The 19,877-nt window shown below is 52.7% G+C and carries 22 protein-coding genes and 1 other RNA gene; 8 read left to right on the forward strand and 15 right to left on the reverse strand.

Annotated features, from left to right (window positions below):
* The first annotated feature begins 1 nt into the window (after position 1).
* Both G549_RS0106895 and G549_RS19355 read left to right on the forward strand, forming a co-directional pair.
* Entirely contained in the window at positions 2-253 is a 252-nt protein-coding gene (locus G549_RS0106895; RefSeq protein WP_027834414.1) for a YdeI/OmpD-associated family protein, read from the forward strand.
* Positions 238-798, forward strand: coding sequence for a DUF4329 domain-containing protein (locus tag G549_RS19355; RefSeq protein ID WP_084634062.1), 561 nt, complete (start codon positions 238-240; stop codon positions 796-798). The genes G549_RS0106895 and G549_RS19355 overlap by 16 nt, the downstream gene beginning before the upstream one ends.
* Positions 799-807: 9 nt before the next feature.
* Here the strand turns inward: G549_RS19355 and G549_RS0106905 are convergent, their stop codons facing one another.
* From G549_RS0106905 to miaA, 3 genes are read right to left on the reverse strand one after another with little or no spacing between them, the layout of a single operon-like run.
* Positions 808-2,004, reverse strand: coding sequence for an MDR family MFS transporter (locus G549_RS0106905; protein ID WP_036221638.1), 1,197 nt, complete (start codon positions 2,002-2,004; stop codon positions 808-810).
* 55 nt (positions 2,005-2,059) lie between these two features.
* Entirely contained in the window at positions 2,060-2,437 is a 378-nt protein-coding gene (locus tag G549_RS0106910) for a tautomerase family protein (RefSeq protein ID WP_027834416.1), read from the reverse strand.
* A gap of 11 nt (positions 2,438-2,448) precedes the next feature.
* Entirely contained in the window at positions 2,449-3,330 is an 882-nt protein-coding gene (gene miaA, locus G549_RS0106915; protein WP_027834417.1) for a tRNA (adenosine(37)-N6)-dimethylallyltransferase MiaA, read from the reverse strand.
* Between the two features lie 32 nt (positions 3,331-3,362).
* Between miaA and serB the strand changes: the two genes are divergently transcribed.
* The gene (gene serB / locus G549_RS0106920) at positions 3,363-4,235 is read left to right on the forward strand and encodes a phosphoserine phosphatase SerB (protein WP_027834418.1); all 873 of its coding nucleotides are present in this window, start codon (positions 3,363-3,365) and stop codon (positions 4,233-4,235) included.
* A gap of 2 nt (positions 4,236-4,237) precedes the next feature.
* On the opposite strand, the gene G549_RS0106925 is transcribed toward serB, so the two are convergent.
* The 9 genes from G549_RS0106925 to G549_RS0106965 form a co-directional block, all read right to left on the reverse strand.
* Positions 4,238-5,689 carry a Do family serine endopeptidase gene (locus G549_RS0106925; protein ID WP_027834419.1) on the reverse strand — a complete coding sequence of 484 codons (1,452 nt, stop codon included), beginning with the start codon at positions 5,687-5,689 and terminating at the stop codon, positions 4,238-4,240.
* Between the two features lie 41 nt (positions 5,690-5,730).
* Positions 5,731-5,919 carry a DUF2065 domain-containing protein gene (locus tag G549_RS0106930; protein WP_027834420.1) on the reverse strand — a complete coding sequence of 63 codons (189 nt, stop codon included), beginning with the start codon at positions 5,917-5,919 and terminating at the stop codon, positions 5,731-5,733.
* Positions 5,919-6,890 (reverse strand): protease modulator HflC, encoded by a 972-nt coding sequence (gene hflC / locus G549_RS0106935; RefSeq protein ID WP_027834421.1) that lies wholly within the window; start codon positions 6,888-6,890, stop codon positions 5,919-5,921. Before hflC ends, G549_RS0106930 begins: the two co-directional genes overlap by 1 nt.
* A 2-nt stretch (positions 6,891-6,892) precedes the next feature.
* Complete coding sequence (gene hflK / locus G549_RS0106940) at positions 6,893-7,963, reverse strand: FtsH protease activity modulator HflK (RefSeq protein WP_027834422.1); 1,071 nt, start codon at positions 7,961-7,963, stop codon at positions 6,893-6,895.
* Positions 7,964-8,042: 79 nt separating this feature from the next.
* On the reverse strand, positions 8,043-8,564 hold the full coding sequence (locus tag G549_RS0106945) for a dihydrofolate reductase (protein ID WP_027834423.1): 522 nt from the start codon (positions 8,562-8,564) through the stop codon (positions 8,043-8,045).
* Positions 8,565-8,894 (reverse strand): nucleoside triphosphate pyrophosphohydrolase family protein, encoded by a 330-nt coding sequence (locus G549_RS0106950; protein WP_027834424.1) that lies wholly within the window; start codon positions 8,892-8,894, stop codon positions 8,565-8,567. It abuts the gene before it with no gap.
* A complete protein-coding gene (locus G549_RS0106955; RefSeq protein ID WP_027834425.1) occupies positions 8,891-9,685 on the reverse strand; it encodes a thymidylate synthase in 795 nt (264 codons plus the stop codon). The genes G549_RS0106950 and G549_RS0106955 overlap by 4 nt, the downstream gene beginning before the upstream one ends.
* A 75-nt stretch (positions 9,686-9,760) precedes the next feature.
* Positions 9,761-10,222 carry a YHS domain-containing (seleno)protein gene (locus G549_RS0106960; protein ID WP_036221641.1) on the reverse strand — a complete coding sequence of 154 codons (462 nt, stop codon included), beginning with the start codon at positions 10,220-10,222 and terminating at the stop codon, positions 9,761-9,763.
* A 139-nt stretch (positions 10,223-10,361) separates the two neighbouring features.
* The gene (locus G549_RS0106965) at positions 10,362-10,679 is read right to left on the reverse strand and encodes a DUF2853 family protein (RefSeq protein WP_027834427.1); all 318 of its coding nucleotides are present in this window, start codon (positions 10,677-10,679) and stop codon (positions 10,362-10,364) included.
* Between the two features lie 106 nt (positions 10,680-10,785).
* Between G549_RS0106965 and ssrA the strand changes: the two genes are divergently transcribed.
* The 3 genes from ssrA to G549_RS0106975 all read left to right on the forward strand — a co-directional run bounded on the left by ssrA (position 10,786) and on the right by G549_RS0106975 (position 12,029).
* Positions 10,786-11,146, forward strand: a transfer-messenger RNA (tmRNA) gene (gene ssrA / locus G549_RS21655).
* Between the two features lie 110 nt (positions 11,147-11,256).
* The gene (locus G549_RS0106970) at positions 11,257-11,787 is read left to right on the forward strand and encodes an SspB family protein (protein WP_027834428.1); all 531 of its coding nucleotides are present in this window, start codon (positions 11,257-11,259) and stop codon (positions 11,785-11,787) included.
* Positions 11,788-11,798: 11 nt separating this feature from the next.
* Positions 11,799-12,029: a ribbon-helix-helix domain-containing protein gene (locus G549_RS0106975; RefSeq protein WP_027834429.1), complete on the forward strand. Its 231-nt coding sequence runs from the start codon at positions 11,799-11,801 to the stop codon at positions 12,027-12,029.
* A 4-nt stretch (positions 12,030-12,033) separates the two neighbouring features.
* Here G549_RS0106975 and G549_RS0106980 read toward each other — a convergent pair whose 3' ends face one another.
* The gene (locus G549_RS0106980; protein ID WP_027834430.1) at positions 12,034-15,699 is read right to left on the reverse strand and encodes an AsmA family protein; all 3,666 of its coding nucleotides are present in this window, start codon (positions 15,697-15,699) and stop codon (positions 12,034-12,036) included.
* Positions 15,700-15,900: 201 nt separating this feature from the next.
* Between G549_RS0106980 and G549_RS0106985 the strand changes: the two genes are divergently transcribed.
* A complete protein-coding gene (locus tag G549_RS0106985; protein ID WP_027834431.1) occupies positions 15,901-17,538 on the forward strand; it encodes a chloride channel protein in 1,638 nt (545 codons plus the stop codon).
* Here G549_RS0106985 and G549_RS0106990 read toward each other — a convergent pair.
* Positions 17,535-17,978 (reverse strand): VOC family protein, encoded by a 444-nt coding sequence (locus G549_RS0106990; protein ID WP_027834432.1) that lies wholly within the window; start codon positions 17,976-17,978, stop codon positions 17,535-17,537. The two genes, G549_RS0106985 and G549_RS0106990, sit on opposite strands and share 4 nt — an antisense overlap.
* 69 nt (positions 17,979-18,047) lie before the next feature.
* On the opposite strand from G549_RS0106990, the gene G549_RS0106995 reads away from it, so the two are divergent.
* Positions 18,048-18,641, forward strand: a complete 594-nt coding sequence (locus tag G549_RS0106995; RefSeq protein ID WP_036221643.1) for a TetR/AcrR family transcriptional regulator — start codon at positions 18,048-18,050, stop codon at positions 18,639-18,641.
* Here G549_RS0106995 and G549_RS0107000 read toward each other — a convergent pair.
* Positions 18,638-19,636, reverse strand: coding sequence for an NAD(P)-dependent alcohol dehydrogenase (locus G549_RS0107000; protein ID WP_051213515.1), 999 nt, complete (start codon positions 19,634-19,636; stop codon positions 18,638-18,640). The two genes, G549_RS0106995 and G549_RS0107000, sit on opposite strands and share 4 nt — an antisense overlap.
* Positions 19,637-19,877 lie beyond the last annotated feature (241 nt).

Raw genomic sequence — 19,877 nt, forward strand, 5'->3', positions numbered from 1 at the left:
TATGGCCAAAACGACGAAGCTTGAAAATCTACAACGCGACATTCAACCGATGCCAGAAGCGGTGGCCAAAGCATTGCAGGACAATGGTCTGCAGGCGGCGTATGAAGAACGTCCGGCCTATCAGCGAAACGACTATTTATCCTGGATAAATCGCGCGGTGCGGCCAGCAACCAAAGATAAGCGCTTAAACCAAATGCTGGAAGAGCTGGCGGCGGGCGACAAATATATGGGAATGAAATGGAAAAAACGATAAGCCGTCAGTGGACACCAATGCTTTTGTTGGCCGGGCTAATATTTGCATCATTGGCGCTCACATCAAACGCTTTTGCCCAATCCCTTTCTTCCAACTATTTGGCCAAATTTTTTGCCCCCATTCAGGAAATGTCCATCGCCAACAACCGCGAATATTGCGGCTATTTCGGCCTGAACGCAGCAGGCAAGCTCATCGCCACAAAACCAAAGCGCGGCCGGGCCGATAGCTGCAGCGCCGATCCAAGCGATGATATGGTCGAGATTATCGCATCTTACCACACCCATGGGGCGTTCGATTGGGATGCAGACGCCGAAACGCCCTCCTCCGACGATTTGGAAGCCGATATTTACGAAGAGATCGATGGCTATGTCTCAACACCCGGTGGTCGCATCTGGAAAAATGATCGGCGTCGCGAAAGAGCAATTTTGCTGTGTGGTCGCAACTGCACTGTTTCCGACCCAGATTATGACAACCAAGCCTTTCCGCCCGTGAACAACAGCTACAATCTCGATGGGCTTTATGACCGCGACGACATGGAATACTGATCCAACAGCCTAGTTCTTTTGTGTGCGACGCAAAACGCCCAATCCCGACACGCAAATCAGCGCGAGCGCGGCAACGCTCGGCCACAAGACCGCAAGTCCAAACTGATCGATAAACCAGCCGCTGAGCGCGGGCGCTGCCCCGAAGCCGAAGCCAATTGTCAGCCCTATTGAACCCGAAAGACGCCCGCGCATGTTGCGGGGGCTTTCATTGGCAATGTGGGTATTGGTGTTGGTGACCGACAACACTTCCCCAACTGTAAAGACAATCGCACACATGATCAGCAGCAGATAATGATTGGCCACGCCGATAAAACCGAAGCCGATCGCATAAAATAGACCAGCCATCATCAAATTGGACAAGGTGCGATTCAGATTGGTCACCCGCGCTATGATCGGCGTTGCCACCAACACGGTGATGGCGGTGACCATCAGCAGCCAGCCATAAAACTTGGCGCCGTCCGCACCAAATGTCTCTTCCATTTGCAACGGTAGTGCCACGGTAAGCTGTCCATATACGATATTGATGCCAAGCATCAGCGCCGCAAAGAACAGCAAATCTGGCCGCGTCACCAAAAAGCGCCAAACCGAACCTTCTACTGGCCGTTCTTTCTCAACCTCTTCTTGTTCGCCATGGTCAAACTTGCCGGGCAAAAACAGGATCACCACGATCAACGCCAATATCGTGGTGGCAGCGTCCCCCCAAAACATGAACCGAAAATAATCGGCAAACAAAAGCCCGCCAATTGCCGGGCCCACCGCATACCCCATATTGAAGCCATAATAGCTGACCGAATAAACAATCTTGCGGTTTTTCGCGGTCGAAAAACTGGCCTGCCACGCCTGCATTGCGGGGATCATGATGCCATTGGCAAAGTTGATCAGAAACAAAAAGCCGATCAACAGGATGGTCTCTGCAAAGAAGCCTGCGCAAATGGTGATGATGACTTCGAGCGCGATGGCCGTCACATAAATCGGCTTTGGACCAAACCGATCTGTCAGCCAACCGCCCAAGATTTGCGCCGGAAAATGCGCGGCAAACACGCCATAAATAATGAAACCTGTGTGCGTGGCCGAAAAGCCCAGCTTTTGCGAGAGCATCAGCGCCATAAAGGGGAAGACGAACGCCCCGGCCGCAATAACAAAATTGGCGAAGCCGAAGATCAGCGCAGGACGTGGGATGGACCGAAACTGATTGATCAATTGCATTAAAATCACTTCCGGCCCATCAACGAGCCCCAATAAATTGTCGAGCTACAGATAGCTATTTATAAACCGCGCCGTCGTCATAGATGCGTCCTTTGCCCACCTGATGGTAGGTCACAAAGACATTGCCGCCCAAACCAAGGCCCTCACCCAGCGACTGGCCTGCCGCCTGCAGCGTTGCCTCAATGGTCGCCTCGTCTTTGCCCTTCAGGCATATAAGCTCCGCAACAGGGGGATGCGTATGGGTTGGCTGACGGACCGCGCCGCCCTGGCCACCCACCACATAATGGTCGGGCGCGATTTCTTGCCATGTCGCTGAAACATACTCGACCGGACAGCCATAGGCTTCAGCAATGGCAATGCAGGTTTTGCGCAAGACTTCAGGCACATTGACCTGTGTGGATTGCGGCAAGGCTTTGACATGAAGTAAGGGCATTTTATCCTCCTTTATGCAAATGGATCGATCCAGTGCCAATCTTTCATCCGGGTGCGAAACCATGTGCGTTGACGCTTGGCATATTGGCGCGTGGCCGTCACCGCCTTTTCAGTGGCTTCGTCCAAGCTTATTTCGCCCTGCAGCACCGCAGAAAGCTCGGGCACACCAATCGCGCGCATGGCCGGCAGGCTTGGATCAAGGTTGAGCGCCAGTAGCGCTTTCACCTCTTCCATCGCAGGCCCATCCATCATCATTGAAAATCGCTTCGCAATGCGCGCGCGCAGCAAGTCCCGTTCCGGATTCAGCACTGTTTTTTCAAGTGACCAGCCCTCAAGCAAACTTGGGGCATTGTCATCATCCTGCCAATCAGCTAGAGAGCGGTTTGTGGCCTCCATCACCGAGATGGCCCGCGCCACCCGCTGCGGATCAGGCGCTTGCAACCGCGCTGCCATTTTCGGATCTTTGGCGGCGATAAAGGCGGCTCGTTCCGCCTCCCCCATCGGTTGAATCACTGCTTCAACTTCTTGAATCACTTCTTGAGGTATTTCCGGTATCTGGGCGAATCCATTTATCAAGGCATCAAAATAAAGCCCTGTGCCACCAACGAAAATCAACATACGCCCCGAAGCAGCCGCGTCGTCCACAAGTGGGGCCACATCGTTCAACCATCCGCCAGTGGAATAGCGCCGCGCCGGACTGACATGGCCAAACAATTTATGCTCTGCTTGGGCCAGTTCATCCGCCGATGGCCTTGCTGTCAACGCATTTAGAACGTCATATACCTGCATGGAATCAGTGTTGATGATCAACGCCTCCTCAGGCTTTGCACGCTCGATGGCATATGCCGTCTTGCCGCTGGCCGTTGGACCCGCTATCAACAATGCGCGTTGCATATTCACCTCATCAACCAATCGCAGGAACTTAGATGTCCGTTTTAGTGCTTTCCACCGACCCCGCCAACCCCGATCTCGACCCAAAGACTGTCGAGCTGGTTAAAAACGACATTGGCGGGCAGCTAAACTGGCTACACCAAGAGGTGGCATGCGAGATAGGTGACTTCAAGGCCAAGGATGCGCTGGAAACAGCCATTGATGCATTTGCCGATAAGCGCGTCGACGTAAACTTGGTGGATGACCCAAAACGCCGCAAGCAATTGCTGATCGCGGATATGGACAGCACCATGATCAATGAAGAATGCATTGATGAGTTGGGCGACGCTTTAGGCATCAAACAAGAAATTGCTGAAATCACAGAACGCGCCATGCGGGGCGAATTGGATTTTGAAGCGGCACTTGATGCCCGCGTGAAATTGCTCAAAGGCTTGCCCCTGGCCAAAATCAAAGAGGTACGGCGCGAGCAAATATCCTATGCCCCTGGCGGCCGCGTTCTGGTGCAAACCATGCGCGCCTATGGCGCTTACACCGCCTTGGTTTCAGGCGGCTTCACCTTGTTTGCCGATTATTTTGCCAAGCGCATCGGCTTTGATGAAGCAACTGCGAATGTGCTGGATTTTGAAGATGAGATTTTGACAGGCACGGTGGCCCGCCCAATTGTGGGGCAAGACACAAAGCTGGAAAAGCTCAACAGCCTCGCCAAATCTCATGAACTGGACATCAGCCAAACCATGGCCGTCGGCGACGGGGCGAATGATTTGAAAATGATCAAAGCCGCAGGTATGGGCGTGGCCATCCACGCCAAACCAGTTGTGGCGGCAGAAGCGAAATATCGCTTCAACCATTCCGACCTCACCGGCTTGCTCTATTTGCAAGGCTATCCGGACGAAGATTTCGTCCGCTAGGCCTATTTATTGAGCCGAATGGCCACAAACCGACGGTTGCCGACCGGATCAGCGATCTTCAGCAAAATCACCTCGCGGCCAGTTTCGATGGCCGTGCCCAGCAAGGCGCGCAGTTCTGCGGCTGAATAAATCGGCTGTTGATTGACTTCCACAATGCGGTGACCTGCGCGGATGCCCTTTTCCTCAGCATCACTTTGCGGCAAGGATTTTACAATCAACACGCCATCAACGTCCTGATCCAACCCAAACGTCTCGCGATTTTCCGACGTCAAATCTTCAAACTCAAAGCCAAGCATTTCGCTCAACCCTTCAGGCGGCGGATCAAGCGGAATATCCTCCAAGCCATCCAGCGGGTTTTCTTGCGCCAACAGCCCCAATTCAATCTCGAACACTTGCACTTTGCCACGCCGCTCAACTTCAACGCGCACCCGCTTGCCCACATCGGTCTCCGCCACAAAACGAGGCAGATCGCGCATGCGCTCGATCACACGGCCGTCAAACTTCAAGATCAAATCGCCCTCTTTCAATGTGCCGAAAGACGGTCCATCCGGATTAACCGAAAGCACCAAAGCGCCATCCGTATTGGGGCGACCAAGGCTCAACGCAATATCTTCAGATACATCCTGAATACCGATGCCCAGCCAGCCGCGTCGTGTCTCACCAAACTCAATAAGCTGTGAAATCACGGGCTTCGCCAAATTGATGGGAATGGAAAAGCCAATCCCCAATGACCCACCAGTACGCGAGATAATCGCCGTATTGATGCCAATCACTTCGCCATCAACGTTGAAGAGCGGTCCACCAGAATTGCCCTGATTGATCGCCGCATCAGTCTGAATGAAATTATCGTACGGCCCGGAATTAATGTCGCGATTGCGCGCGGACACGATGCCCGCGCTGATCGAGCCACCAAGGCCGAACGGGTTGCCGATGGCCATCACCCAATCGCCAATATCCGCCGCATCTGAATCGCCTAACCGCACATTAGGCAAACGGCGTTTGGACTCGACCTTCAGCACCGCAATGTCTGTTTTTTGATCAACACCAAGAATACGTGCGCGCAAACGTGACCCGTCGATAAAGGAAGCCCAAATCTCGGTCGCGCCTTCAATAACGTGATAGTTGGTAACGATCGTGCCGTCCCCATCGATCACAAAGCCAGACCCCAGCGAGCGGCTTTCCAACGGCTCCTGATGTTCAAAATCAGGTTCTTGAAACCGCTCGAACAAATCCTGTAACGGCGAATTATCCGGCAGCTCGGGAAACTCGAACCCCAACTGACGCTGCGCCATACGGGTAGTGGATATGTTCACCACCGCAGGCTGCAACTCTTTCACCAATGGCGCGAAGGATACCGGCCCTTGAGCCGTGGCAAAAAAGGGAACAAAGGCCATAAAAAAAACAGCTAACGCCATAGACGCCGCTGTTCTCAGCTTAAATTCAAATGCACGCATTTGGCCCCTCCCTGCCGAATTATGCGGTGCCCGCGGATCAACTAACCCGCGCGCAACCAAAACACCACAATAAAGCCAATGATGGCTGTTGTAAGCCCGATCACACGAATTTGTGCTTCAGGTGTGGCCAACATTAACGCAATGGCGCGTTTCATTTGCTGTGGAAAGGCTGCATAAAGCAGCCCTTCCAAGCACATAGCCAATGCCAACGCAATGAAAAGATCTTTCATTACTGATCCGAAGGCTGGCCTTCAGCTGGCGCGCTTGTAGGTTCTGCTACAGGCGCAGTTTGCGCAGGTGCCGATGCATCAGGCACATTCTCAAATTCTCCAACACTATCAGAGCTGAAATATTGGAAGAATTCAGAATCCGGGCTCAGAACCATGGTTGTGCCATTGTCCTCAAGCGCAAGCCTATATGACTGCATGGAACGATAGAATTCAAAGAACTCAGGATCCTGGTTAAACGCTTCAGCGAAGATATTGTTACGCTCCGCTTCGCCTTCACCGCGCAAGATGTCGGCATCACGCTGAGCAGTCGCCACAATTTCAACAGCTTGACGGTTGGCTTGCGCCCGCAAGGTTTGAGCCAACTCTTGACCACGCGCCCGCAAGCGAGCGGCTTCAGCCAAACGTTCGGCCTTCATCCGGTCAAAGGTCTGTTGAGAAACCTCAGTGGTCAAATCCGTACGCGTAATGCGCACATCCACCACTTCAATACCGATTTCCTCAGTTTCAGTCCGGATCAAAGCTGCCGCTTCGCGCATCATTGATGTCCGCTCTTCTGACAAGGCATCTTCGAAACGGCGCAAACCATATACCCGACGCAATGCAGATTCGAGGCGGGTATCAATCCGCTGTTCAGCAGTTGCAATTGAACCAAATACAGCTTCACGGAACTTCTGCGCATCAACAATCTGATAGATGATAAACGCATCAACTTCATAGAATTTGCCGCCAGAAACCTGCACACGAATATCTTCCAATTCATAACGCATTTTGCGGTCTTCGATGATTTGAACCGATTCAACAATGTCTGTTGGCAGTTTGAAATTAATGCCTGGCTCTTGCACCACGCGTGTAATTTCACCAAACCGCAACACGATCGCTTGCTGACGCTCATTGATTACGAAAATCGACGAGAAGAACAAATAAATTGCCACAATCGCGACGACGATAGAAATAATTGCACGATTACCCATGATTAATTCCCCGTGTTCGTGTTGCGACGCGCCTGAACTTCAGGCAACGGCAAGTAAGGGACAACACCCGATCCGCCTTCAAGAATGATCTTGTCGGACTTGGACAGAACGCTTTCCATAGTTTCAAGGAACAACCGTTTACGGGTCACGCCTGGTGCCTTGGCATATTCTTCATAAACAGAGGTAAAGCGAGCTGCTTCACCTTGTGCCTGCTTCACCACGCGGTCTTTATAAGCAGCGGCTTCTTCACGCAATTGCGCGGCTTCACCACGGGCTTGACCCAAACGGGTGTTTGAATATTGGCGAGCTTCCTCTTGGAAACGGTCTTCATCCTGTTCCGCACGCTGCACTTCATCAAAAGCGTCAGCCACATCGGTTGGTGGAGCCGCATCCTCAATGGATACGCCATTGATGTTTATACCGGCGCCATATGAATCGAGAATTTCCTGGATGATCTGCTCAACCTCAACAGCGATTTCCGCACGTTTGTCCCGGAACACGTCTTGCGCTGGGCGTCGACCGACAACCTCACGCATCGCGCTTTCCGCCGCACGGCGCAACACGCCATCAGGGTCAGCAACGTTAAACAAATAGTCAGAAGGGTTTGAAATCCGCCATAGAACAGAGAAACCAACATCAACGATGTTTTGGTCACCTGTCAGCATCAAGCCTTCAGAAAGCTGGTTTGAACGTGAGCTGCTCACCGAACCAATACGTGTTTGGTTTTGGGTGGTCGTCACGATCTCAACAGTTTCAACGGGCCAGAAATGGAAGTGCAAACCTGATTGCGAAAATTCTTGTTTGGGCTCACCAAACAACAGTTCAACGCCAACTTCCTGCGCTTCAACCTGATAGATGCTTTGATAAAGCCAAAACACGACAATAAATACCAAAATCGCCAGAATGCCCAAACGGCCCCCCGGAATTCCGCCCTTAAACTGTTCGCGGCTTTGCTTGAACAGGTCCTCAATATTTGGACCGCTAGGACGACGTGGCCCACCGCCACCGCCTCCCGAACCGCCGCTTGGCCCCTGTCCCCAAGGTCCACCGCTGTTATTTTCATTCCAAGGCATTTGTTACCCTTCAGTTTGCATAGATTTGTGTCTCAACTATATAGGAAACCTATAGCTTTCAATCAATCGCTGCACCAAATTAGTTTTGGCGCTCATATGTTGCGATATAATAGCTTTGTGTGTCCCGTTCATGCGGTTCAAAAGCTGGGCGATCCACTTCAACCCAACTCTTGTCGATCTTTGGAAATACCGTGTCGCCTTCCGGCGCTGAATCGATGTGCGTAATATAGAGGCGATCTGCACGATCAATTGTGGCCTCATAGATTTCGCCACCGCCAATGATCATCACTTCATCAACCTTATCAGCCGCTGCGATCTGTTTCGCGTGATCAATTGCCGCATCAATATCATTGATCACCAAAACCCCTTCGGGCTGATACCCTTCTCGCCGTGTCACAACGATATTGGTGCGACCGGGCAACGGACGCCCCACAGTTTCATATTGTTTGCGCCCCATCACCATGGGCTTCCCCATGGTCGTCGCCTTGAAAAACTGAAAATCCGACGGCAAATACCACGGCATATCCCCATCAATACCAATAATGTGGTTTTTGGGAACGGCCGCAATCAAAGCGATTTTGATTTCATCTGGCGTTGTCATTTAATTTTCTTCCTGCGGTAAATACTTAAACCATTTTCGAGCCAATGCCGCCTCGATGTCGATCTGATTGTGCTGCGCAAAGAGCAATATTTGCGCAAAAACATCGGCCAGCTCGTCTGACAATGCTGTCTGCACCTTATCCCGTGTGCGCGTCGCGTCAAACCGGCCTCTATTAGTCATACGCAAATACTCTGCGTTTAGCTCACCCAATTCTTCGCCAATTTTAATCAAATACCAATCATCATCACGCTCAATGCTGCAGCGCTGCGCGTAGGTGTCTGATACTTCGGCAACTTTTTTTGTTAACTCAGCGAGTGATTTTCCGCTCATACCGCAATGGGCGCTTTGATCGTCGGGTATGGGTCGTACCCTTCAAAGCCGAAATCTTCATAAGCAAAGTCAAAGATTGACGTGCGTTCTTCATTGATCAGCAATTTTGGCAAGGGACGCGGCGCACGTGTAAGCTGCAAACGCACCTGATCAAAATGGTTGTGATAAATATGGGCATCGCCAAAGGAATGCACAAACTCACCAACTTGCAGCCCCGTCACCTGCGCCACCATGTGCGTGAGCAATGAATAGGAAGCGATGTTAAAAGGCACACCCAAAAATATGTCAGCCGACCGCTGATAAAGCTGGCAGGACAATTTACCATCGGCCACAAAAAACTGGAACAGGCAATGACAAGGCGGCAACGCCATATTGTCCACTTCTGCTGGGTTCCACGCCGTCACAATGTGCCGCCGTGAGTTGGGATTGTTTTTGATGCCGTCAATCAGCTTGGTGATTTGATCAATGCTTTCACCATTGGGCGCCGGCCATGAACGCCATTGCGAACCATATACTGGCCCCAAATCGCCATTCTCATCGGCCCATTCATCCCAAATGCGCACTTTGTTATCTTGCAAATATTTGATGTTGGTCTCGCCCATCAAAAACCACAAAAGCTCATGAATGATTGAGCGCAAATGAAGTTTTTTGGTGGTCACCAGCGGAAAACCTTTCTCAAGGTCAAACCGCATTTGGTAGCCAAACACACCACGTGTACCGGTCCCCGTACGGTCGCCCCGGTCCACACCATTTTCCATCACATGCGTGAGTAAGTCTAAATAAGCTTGCATGGGCGCAAATATAGGCGATTCTCTTGGTGATGTACGCCAAAATCGCCGCTTTTGCCCAACCGATGGGCGCTAAACCTATTTGCTCAGGCCCGGCCAATTGGCGTTGGCCGCTTTGATATAGCCCGGAATGTCCTGAAACCACATCTGCTGCACTTGCTTGTTAAAGTTCAAATAGAGCTTGCCATCTTCAATGTGCCATGCCTCAGGGTCGCCTTTGGCCAAATAGCCTTTCGCGGCGGCAAAGGCACAATGGCCACCATATTGCGGCGCATATTTTTCCGGATTGGCTTCAAACATGGCTTTGTTTTCCGCACTCGAAAAGCGCCACGTCGCGCCTTGATAGTCCAACGTGATGCCTGCATCACCCTTCACGGCCTCACCTTGGGTGAAATAGGCCACCGCGTCGTAGCCGCCAACAGCGGTGCCCGGCACAAGGCCAGTGAAGATTTTCGCGGTGGAGGACTGCGCCAACGCTGGGCAAACCGCTAAAAAACTTACGCCCACAAGGCTCAAACCTAAAAACTGACGACGATCCATTATGCTTTATCCCTTACACCTTGATGTCACCATTTGAATTTAGAAGCCGGTCGCATCACAAGCCAATCACAAAAAGGCGAGAAAAAACGCCGCCCCAAATCAATGAGGCGGCGCCATAAACATCAAATGAGCAGACCTATTAGGCAAATACACTCAATTTGCCGGTTTTCTTGGCGCACAGATAATAAAATGTCAGGCGCTCTTTCATGCGATCAGCCTTCATTTCCTCGGCCACTTCGGCAATCACCGCGTCCAATTTGTCGTCGCTGTCCGTAAGGCCCAACTTCTTCTTCAAAAAGTTTTCACGCACTGTTTTCAACTCATCCGGATCAGATGTTGCGACAAAGGCACTATCGCGCTTTGACAAAACCAAGCGATAGGTTTTCGCCATATTGTCAACAATGCTCGCATCAGCGCCTGCATCATATTTTTGGATTTCTTCTAGGTGTTTGCTCATAGGTCGTTCCTCTCTTGAACCAATTGCCGCAAATTCGAGCCCCCCGGCTGAATATCAAAACATTTCCACAGCTTAACCCAACTGTAAAGTCTGTTTACACTTTTCGCCCCTTTGCAATCCGCAAAAAAGCACCTATATAGGAGGTGCTGGCAACAGCTATGGCGATAAATGGAAATCGGAATAAACCATTCGGACCCGGGGGCGGTACCCGGCGCCTCCACCAAATATCGGATCGGCTTTTGATAAGTCGCTGATTATGGGGGCGAAATAGGATCGACGAGGGTGTAAAGGGTTATCTTTCGCTCGGCATGGTACCACCGTATCGGACCATTATGATAGTTGCAAATGACAACATCGCTGAGGCACGTCTAGCTGCGTAATGCGGTTCGACACCTCGAATTAAAGCCCTTTTCCTCTAGCAAGGACTAGGCGGGGTTCGCAGGCACCTGGCAACAGAAGCCTGCACTTTATTGCCTCAATTATTTCTTAGATGAAGGTTTCATCCCCTTGCATTTCATGGCAAATTAAGTCTGTTATGCAGCTCTAGAGATTCTCGACAGCAAAAAGGTGCGCCCAAATGGCAGAAGACCTCATTCGTTACGATATTTTGGCTCAAGAAGCGTTGCGCGGGGTGGTCCGTAAAGTGCTGAACGAAGTAGCCAAAACGGGGTTGCCAGGCGAACATCACTTCTTCATCTCATTCGTAACCACCGCACCAGGCGTGCGCATTTCCCAGCGTTTGCTGGATCAGTACAAAAATGAAATGACCATTGTGCTGCAAAACCAATATTGGGACCTCAAAACCCATGAAACTGGTTTTGAAGTTGGCTTGTCGTTTGATGGCCAGCCAGAAATTTTGGTTGTCCCCTATTCCGCCATTAAGGGCTTTTTCGATCCTTCCGTGCAGTTTGGACTGCAATTCGACGTGATGGACGAGAACGGCGAAAGCCAAGAAGACCTTGAAGATCTACCCGCCACTCAGTTGGCCGCAGATAATGGCGACAAAGGCGAAGCTGCTGCGGAGAACGAAGCCCCCTCTGAAGATAAGGGCGAAGAAGAAGAAGGCGAAAACGTTGTTAGCCTTGATTCTTTCCGCAAGAAACCCTAGCCAACCCTTTGATGAAAAAGCGCTCTATCACCATTGCCGGCCACCGCACCAGCGTTGCGCTTGAGCCAGAGTTTTGGACGCTCATTGAAAAAATGGCCAAAGAACAAAACCTGTCCTTGGCCGACTTTATCGCCAGCATTGACCAATCCCGCGTCGAAACCAATTTGGCTTCCGCACTGCGCCTCAGCGTTCTGGATTGGTTGCAGCAAAAGCCGATTGGTCCTGACTCGTCAGACGATTGACGATCTACTCCAGCCCGTCTGTCAAATCCAGCGGCGCCTGCTCTTCAAGATATAGCGCATTTGGATCGAAATAGATCGGCTCGCCTGTGTCCGGGTCATATGCGATTGGCTCGTCCACATTGAGTTCGAGTGGCGGTACATCCGTATTTTGCTGTTGTTCCTGCTGTCGCGCTGCTTCCTCTGCCGCGCGTCGTTCAGCCTCAGCTTGTGCCTTCGCCGCCTCTTCTTTGGCCAGACGGGCAGCTTGTTCCGCCATGCGCCGCTGCTGCTCTTCCGCTTGCGCCCGAGAGCGGGCCTCCTGCTCAGCGCGCAACCGCTCAAGCTCCTCAACTTCGAGTTCAAATGCGCGCATTTGGATCGCGTCGGCCATGGGGCCGACATCCACATCTACAATCGGGGCAAACAAATTCCCCGCCACACGATAGGCAATCTGGGCCGCATTTTCGCTCAGCACGCTGCCATCACCAAACGCCTGTGTGGGGGTCAACATCCAATCCCCCGACAACCCGAATTGCGAAAGATCAAGCGTCAAATCACCAAACAATCGCGCCCGTGCATCTTCTACGGAGAAATTGCGCAGCAACATCTTGCCACTGGCCACCGTGAACAGGCCTTCGGCCTCAGGCACATCTATGCGCCCTTGCGCCAAATCCGTATCGATTTGCGCTTTAAACGCCTCCGGCGATAAATTTGTCAAATTGTCCATGGCACCGATTTTGGCAAAGATTTCGCTGTTCACCCCTTCGATCGCAAAGTCGACAACTGAAAAGCTACCTTCGCCACCAAGGCCCGTGATCATCTGCGCAAAATCGCCACCGCGCGTGGAAAAGCGACCCGCGCCATCAATAAAGCCCGACAAGGTGTTGGATGCCGGGCCGACCAACACATCACTTAACGCCACACCATCCAGCCGGAAGCGGCCATTCAACTGTTTTTGCGCTTCGCTGCCATAGCAGCAAATGGTCACGTCCAGCCCGACTTCACCTTCCCCCCGCGCGCCCAAAAGGTTGCGAATACGGTTTTCATTGGCGGTCCAGCTCAAGTCGAAACTCACACCCGTGAGGAACGGACGATCCCCCGCCATAATCAAAGGGGTATCAATGTCAATTCGACCTCTGTGCTTGCGCCCATTCGCAGCAATATTAAACGGACCATCTGGCCAAATCTGCGCGCCGCTATTGAGCATTGCGGTGGGGCCGCCCAGATATTCAGCCAAACCATCAACACTGAGGCGTGAGACGCGCAACCCGCCCGAATAAACAGCGCTGTCTCCCAAGCGGCTCATGCTGAGTTGACCCGTCACATCCTCATCTGCCGCCCGCACCTTAATGTCGGTCAGCTCATATTTTTCCTGTCCGGTGAATTTGAGCGTTGCGCTACCCTTCAGATCGGGCAGGAAGAGACCATTCAGCCCCACAAGTGTGGAGAACCCTTCCATGTCGCTCACTGCGCCCTGCAAAGTGCCTCGGCCACGAAGGTTGGACAGATCAGACACGATCAAGGAGCCTTTATAGCCCAACTCCGTGCTGCCGGCCTCATAGCCAATTTCAGCCTCAATTGAATTGGACAAAGTGCCCTGATATTCGAAAGAAAGCTGCGCCGGTGTGCTTTGCTCAAAATCACCGCCGTCCAATTGCAATCCGTCAAAAAGGGCCGCCCCGTGGCGCGCAGAAATAAACACGGCCCCAACCGATGGCGCCGTCGCCGCGTTGAAAATGCCTTCGCCAAAATCAAACGCAGCATCCAATTTCAAATCCGCATTCACGGCCTCAACTGAGATCTTTTGCGCTTGGTTTTGCGGCGCCATCAACTCAACTTCATATCGGGCTGGCCGGTTGGTCGTAAGGATATCGACGAGTTTTGGGTGCATTCCCCCCGGCCAAAACGCAGCCCAACGGGACACATCTGCGCTGGGTTGCACGTCCAACCGCGCGGTGCCAGACAATTGCGGCTTCTCTAAAGTGCCTGCCAAGATGCCTGACGATTGGATCGACACGCCCGCTACATCGTTGGCGGTGAAATCATCCACCTCAATACCCGCCTTCGACCATTTGCCGCTAAATGTTGCACCGCGCAACGGCATCTCATCAAACACCAATTGGTCGGCATTCACTTTAAAGCGACCAAGCGGAAACGTTTGATTGAATTTTTGATCGCTGCCCACTTCAGGCAAAAATGCCAAAAGCCGTTCTGTGCTTTGCGCGCCCCATTGGCCAAAGTCCGCATTAAACACCAATCGCCGGGCCTTCTCTTCCCGCCAATCGACCACGAAGTCGAACTCGTCATCATCCAACCTGAATTTTTCGGCTGCAATATTGACCCCGCTGGAAGACAGGCGCAAACGGCCATTGCCTTGCGCCGTGGCACCAAAGAGCGGATTATCATCGGTGAAGCTGCGCCAGCCGCGCGCCAAAGCGTCCAGTCGCTCTGATGTAAAGGAAAAGGCCCCGTCAAAAGCTGCATGCCCTTGTGCTTCAATCAATTCCCCCGACATAGACAGGGTGCTATCGCCCGCCAGCCGCGTGGTGAATGATTGAACCTGCCACTTGCCACCAGACAAGGCGAGATCTGCCGCCACGTCGCGCAAGGAGAAATCGCCCAAGCCAAGCTCGCCAATATCCACTTGCAGATTGCCACCTGCCACATCAAATTCTGGCGGCGGTGGCAAATTGATCAACAGCTCCACCAATGCGTAAGGATCAGTTGTACGGTCGCGCAGCGCGTCCTGCGGGATAAGCGGCACCACCCCGCCTGAAATCAGCGCATCAAACTGTCGCTCGGCGCCCAAGGACAATTCAGCATTGCCCACCAGCCGCGTGCCGGCGCGGTTTTCATCAGGCACCAAATTGAACTCTTCAATGGTCAGCGCCTCAGCATCCAGCGCGATCTGCGTTTTTAATGTCAGGTCGCCACGCACATCATTTTCATCGCGCCGCTGTGGCTTCACCCGCAAATCGCTTTCGCCTTCAAAGCGCGCCCGTGCGCCCCCTGTATAAAGCACGCCCTCGGCATCGAGAGAAAAGCGCCGATCAATGGGCGCAACAAAAGCGCTCAAGCGCATGTTGCCCTTCGGGTTCAGCTCTGAACTGGTCAAGCGAATGGTATAATCCTGGGCCGACATGGTGCCTGTCGCCTCAAAAGCGAATGGCCCGCGCAGCCCGGCTGCACTCAAATGTCCATTGATCTGCTGCATGCGCCAGCTCTCACCCGAGCGCTGGTCAGCCAAAACAACTTCAGCGTTGCTCAACACAGCATCCTCAATCGACACATTGCCCTGCGGCACATCTTGCGGCAACTGAATGGGCATGCGCCATCCACCGCGCTCGTCCAGCGTCAGGTGAAGCTTGACCCCATCTAGATTCAGTCGCTGGACCGCATAAATATCCCGCAAAAACTCCATGAGATTGAGGTGCGCATCGGCGCGCTCCACTTCCAAAAGCGGGGCGTTTTCATCGCCAACAACAATGTCGGAGATGGTCATTTGCGGCTGGGGCAGCAAAGTGAACGACAAATCACCACGAATCGCCACATCAGTGCCCAACGCCTCAGCAGCAATGGCCTCAACGCGATCCCGATAGACATTCCAGTCGTAAAAGCGGGGCACAACAAAGGCTGCGGCCATGACCAAAATGAGCAAGATGCCGATTGCAATGTAAACGCGATTTAACACGAGCGATCCAAACCCTAAACAAAACTTGCCAAAAGGTTAAAACTTTCGGCGACCTACGTCACGCCCTCAATTCAAGATTTCCGCGCAAAAATTTGGCATTGTTGGCCAATTTCCTGGTGCAACTCTTGCCCTTACCCCAAATTAAGGCTTATCAATTAAGAACGGTTCGCAATATGTGCTGGAGGAGAGTACACCACAAAAATGGCCAAAAATGCCCGCCTGATCTACCGCGTCGTTCAAAAATGGGTGCATCCGCACATTGCAAGCTTTCAGGCCACGCAACAGCCAAAATTGTGGCTACTCGCCATTGCCGCCGGGGTCACCGGTGGCGCCGTCGCCATCCTGTTTCGCTCCGCCATTGGAGCCGTCCAATATTTGTGGATTCAAACCGCCTCTGAGCTCTATTTGGAGCGCCTAGCCGCTTTGCCCTGGTATTACGTCATTGCAGGCCCCTTTATCGGCGGTGTCATTGTCGGCATCATCATGTATTTTTGGCGACGGGATGCGCGCCCGGGTGGTGTCGCCGACGTCATCGAGGCCCGCACCCACGCCGGCAAAAAGCTATCCTTGCGCAATTCCATCGTCGCCAGCGCCATCTCAGCGATCTCCTTGGGTTTTGGGGCCAGCGCAGGTCGGGAAGGACCGGTGGTCTATTTCGCAGCCTCTGTGTCAAAGTCCCTGTTTCGGTTCTTTGAACTGCCCCCTTCATCCCGACGGATTATGCTCGGGTGCGGCGTTGCGGCCGCGATTTCGGCGTCTTTTAACGCGCCCATCGCCGGCGTACTGTTCGCCCACGAGGTGATATTGGGCCATTTCGCCATGTCCGCCTTTGTGCCAATTGTGATCGCCTCTGTGATCGCGTCCACAATGTCCCGCGCCTGGTTCGGCGACAACCCAGCCTTTTTGGTGCCGGATTTTCAAATCACATCCTATTGGGAGATCCCCGCCTTCGCTCTTTTGGGACTCACCTGCGCAGCCGTAGCCATTGCCTTTCAAACGTCATTGATCGGCACCGATTGGGTGGCCCGCCACTTCCGCGTTCGCGATTATTTTCGCCCGGCAATTGGCGGTTTTTTGGTTGGCATTATCGCCTTGGGATTCCCGCAAGTGTTGGGCGTTGGCTATGAGGCCACAAACGCGGCCCTCACCAACCAGATGGGTCTTTGGACCATGCTGACGCTGATCATTGCAAAAACCGCGGCGACCGCCATCACGCTGGCCTCCCGCTTTGGCGGCGGCATCTTCTCACCTGCCCTCTATCTCGGCGCGATGACTGGCGGTGCCTTTGGCCTTATGGCCGCAAGCGTATTCCCGGAACTCGCCTCATCCGAAGCGCTTTATTCCATCATCGGCATGGGCGCCGTGGCCGCTGCCGTGCTGGGGGCGCCCATCTCCACCACAGTGATGATCTTTGAGCTGACGGGTGGCTTCGCCTTCTCCATCGCGCTTTTGTTTGCCGTGTCCATTGCCACCGGCCTCACTCAGGCCGTGATGGGCCGCTCTTTCTTTTACTGGCAGCTCTACACCCGCGGCATCATGCTGGAAGAAGGGCCGCACGCCCATTTCGTCAAATATTATCGGGTGCGCGATTTTATGTCGCCCTATGTCAAAAATGAGGATGAGCCGCCATTTGACATTCTGTCGGGCAAGCCATGGCTCAAAACCGGCGATACGTTGGAAACGGCGCTGCGCGCCTTTGATGCAGCAGATGAATCGCGCTTGCCCGTGATGGATGGATCGGGCAAACGCATGAAGCAAGTGGGGTGGGTCACCCACGTCAAGGCGCTCGCCAGCTTCAACAAAGCGCTGGTCGAACAAAGCCGAGAAGAACACCTTTAAAGCGCCGTCCCCTCACCTTGGGGCAAGGCAGACGGATCATATTGCGCCGCAAACTCCGCACTCGGCGGAATGGGCTGAATCACATCAATCATGATGCCATTTGGATCAGCCGTGATAAAATGCCGCTGGCCAAACTCTTCGCTTTTAATATCCAGCAATAACGGCAAACCTGCGCCCTTCAACCGCTCATATTGGGCGTCCACATCCTCCACTTCAAAATTGAGGATAAGACCCTGTGTTTTCGCCTGCGCCGCTTGGGGCACAGTCGGATGATTATATTGCAGAACCGCAATATTGCTTGTCTCCACAAGTTCGGACTGCAAATGCACATACCAATCGCTTTCAAAGCGCGGCACAAACCCAAAGTTCTGCGTGAAGAACGCTACGGTCTGGGCCACATCAGCCACCATAATCACCGGATAATAGGAAGTTGTTTTCATCTCTTTTCTCCCAATCAAAAATAACATACAATCTGTATGTATATTTCAATTAACATACAGGCTGTATGCATGCAAACAAAAAACCGCAGATCGAATAAAGAACGGTCAGAGACCACCCGTGCGCAATTGATTGCAGCGGCACGAAAACTATTTATTTCAGAGGGTTATGTAGAAACAGGCACCCCGGCCATCGTGAAAAATGCTGAGGTGACGCGGGGCGCGCTTTACCACCACTTCAAGGATAAAGCGGACTTATTGCGCGCCATTCTGGTGATGGAATCAGAAGAAATTGCCAAAGAGATCGCCAAGGCAGACCTCAACATAAATGATCCCCTTACCTCACTGATCAACGGGACCGAAGCCTATTTCCGCGCCATGAAAGTGCCGGGCCGCACCAAACTGCTGCTCGATATTGGCCCAGCCTTTTTGGGCAATCAGGAAATGGCACAAATTGATGGGGAGAATGCGCGGCAGGAACTGATTGTGGGCCTCAAAGCCGCCTTCGAGCAGAAAGGCGCTGTGCCAACGCATCTCAATGCAATCGCGGATTTGCTGTCAGCCGCATTTGACCAGGCTGCCCGCGCCATCGCCGATGGCGCAGATGAACAGCACTATAATGCCGCCATGCGGCAATTGGTGGTGGGGACAGTCAATGGTGCTTAGGACGCAATGCGCACCGGCACGACGCCAACCTTGTGACCGCTATCCACCAAACGGTGCGCGTCTGCAATTTTCTCAAAGGGGAAGCTGGTGTCGATCACCGGCTCTAACGCCCCCTGCTCGGCCAATTGCATCAGGCGGCTAAACATTTTGCCGCTCAACACCTCTTTTTCAGAGTCACCTGAGAGCATAATCGCCCGTTTATTGGTCACGACTTTGATCATCTCAATCGCGCTCGCGAAAATCACCACCAGTGTTTTGCCATTGGGCTTGAGCATATGTTTCACCTTGGCAAAAGGCGCGTTACCCACATTGTCCATCACAAAGTCAAACTTGTCTTTGGTGGCGGTGAAGTCTTCCTTGGTATAATCAATCACATGATCAGCACCCAGCGATTTGACCAACTCAACGTTTTTGCCGGAACACACGCCGGTGACTGTCGCGCCCAAATGTTTGGCAAGTTGCACAGCGGCCACGCCAACCGCACCGGAGGCGCCATTGATCAAAATAGTGTCGCCTGCCTTCACGCCGCCAGCATCAAAATAGCCAAGCGAAGTGCTGCCGCCAAATAGGACGGCAACGGCCTCTTCATGCGTCAAACTCTCTGGCTTAAGCGCCAGAGCCCCATCCTGCTTTGTCGTAATATATTCAGCATGCGCCCCAAGATGAAAACCATTGGAGCCCACAACCTCTTGCCCCACGGAAAACGCTTTTACATTCGCGCCCACCGCCTCAATCACGCCTGAATATTGCAGCCCAAAAACCGGATATTTCGGTCTAAACAACCCCATCGCCATCCGTGTCATAAGGCCCAGCCCTTTTGGCACACGCAAGGCCCGGATGCGCACATCCGCGATTTCCACCGTTGAAGCCATCACCTTCACCAGCACCTCATCGTCCGCTGGGGTCGGTTTGTCCACCTCTTCGATTTTCACATTCTCAGCTGGCCCATAGGCCTGGCAAACAGCAGCTTTCATCATTTCCCCCAATGGCGACATAATATCTCATGCTCAGATGGTCATTCAATTCAAATTTTCAAGTCAATCCAACGCTTTAAATTCTTCTTTTAACTGCCGCGCCCGCGCTTTTCCTTAACGCGGATCCAATCTCACGCGCCATAGCGAGCTTCCGCCGTAAGCGATTCAATTGACTCTCATTTTCAATATAAAGCCGCTGGCGAGCCCCATCTCCGACCAGACGACAATGGGCATTGAATCAATGGATTCGTTGCTTGTGCCA

The organism is Maritalea myrionectae DSM 19524 (genome assembly GCF_000423365.1).
Classification (GTDB): Bacteria; Pseudomonadota; Alphaproteobacteria; order Rhizobiales; family Devosiaceae; genus Maritalea; species Maritalea myrionectae.

Coding starts and splice junctions, on each gene's coding strand:
- serB (WP_027834418.1), top strand. CDS start 3,363: ATGTCCGTTTTAGTGCTTTCCACCGACCCCGCCAACCCCGATCTCGAC.
- G549_RS0106930 (WP_027834420.1), bottom strand. CDS start 5,919: ATGAAAGATCTTTTCATTGCGTTGGCATTGGCTATGTGCTTGGAAGGG.
- G549_RS19355 (WP_084634062.1), top strand. CDS start 238: ATGGAAAAAACGATAAGCCGTCAGTGGACACCAATGCTTTTGTTGGCC.
- G549_RS0106905 (WP_036221638.1), bottom strand. CDS start 2,004: ATGCAATTGATCAATCAGTTTCGGTCCATCCCACGTCCTGCGCTGATC.
- G549_RS0106995 (WP_036221643.1), top strand. CDS start 18,048: ATGCAAACAAAAAACCGCAGATCGAATAAAGAACGGTCAGAGACCACC.
- G549_RS0107000 (WP_051213515.1), bottom strand. CDS start 19,636: ATGTCGCCATTGGGGGAAATGATGAAAGCTGCTGTTTGCCAGGCCTAT.
- G549_RS0106965 (WP_027834427.1), bottom strand. CDS start 10,679: ATGAGCAAACACCTAGAAGAAATCCAAAAATATGATGCAGGCGCTGAT.
- G549_RS0106950 (WP_027834424.1), bottom strand. CDS start 8,894: ATGAGCGGAAAATCACTCGCTGAGTTAACAAAAAAAGTTGCCGAAGTA.
- G549_RS0106985 (WP_027834431.1), top strand. CDS start 15,901: ATGGCCAAAAATGCCCGCCTGATCTACCGCGTCGTTCAAAAATGGGTG.
- miaA (WP_027834417.1), bottom strand. CDS start 3,330: ATGCAACGCGCATTGTTGATAGCGGGTCCAACGGCCAGCGGCAAGACG.
- G549_RS0106955 (WP_027834425.1), bottom strand. CDS start 9,685: ATGCAAGCTTATTTAGACTTACTCACGCATGTGATGGAAAATGGTGTG.
- G549_RS0106910 (WP_027834416.1), bottom strand. CDS start 2,437: ATGCCCTTACTTCATGTCAAAGCCTTGCCGCAATCCACACAGGTCAAT.
- G549_RS0106925 (WP_027834419.1), bottom strand. CDS start 5,689: ATGCGTGCATTTGAATTTAAGCTGAGAACAGCGGCGTCTATGGCGTTA.
- G549_RS0106970 (WP_027834428.1), top strand. CDS start 11,257: ATGGCAGAAGACCTCATTCGTTACGATATTTTGGCTCAAGAAGCGTTG.
- G549_RS0106975 (WP_027834429.1), top strand. CDS start 11,799: ATGAAAAAGCGCTCTATCACCATTGCCGGCCACCGCACCAGCGTTGCG.
- G549_RS0106945 (WP_027834423.1), bottom strand. CDS start 8,564: ATGACAACGCCAGATGAAATCAAAATCGCTTTGATTGCGGCCGTTCCC.
- hflK (WP_027834422.1), bottom strand. CDS start 7,963: ATGCCTTGGAATGAAAATAACAGCGGTGGACCTTGGGGACAGGGGCCA.
- G549_RS0106960 (WP_036221641.1), bottom strand. CDS start 10,222: ATGGATCGTCGTCAGTTTTTAGGTTTGAGCCTTGTGGGCGTAAGTTTT.
- hflC (WP_027834421.1), bottom strand. CDS start 6,890: ATGGGTAATCGTGCAATTATTTCTATCGTCGTCGCGATTGTGGCAATT.
- G549_RS0106895 (WP_027834414.1), top strand. CDS start 2: ATGGCCAAAACGACGAAGCTTGAAAATCTACAACGCGACATTCAACCG.
- G549_RS0106990 (WP_027834432.1), bottom strand. CDS start 17,978: ATGAAAACAACTTCCTATTATCCGGTGATTATGGTGGCTGATGTGGCC.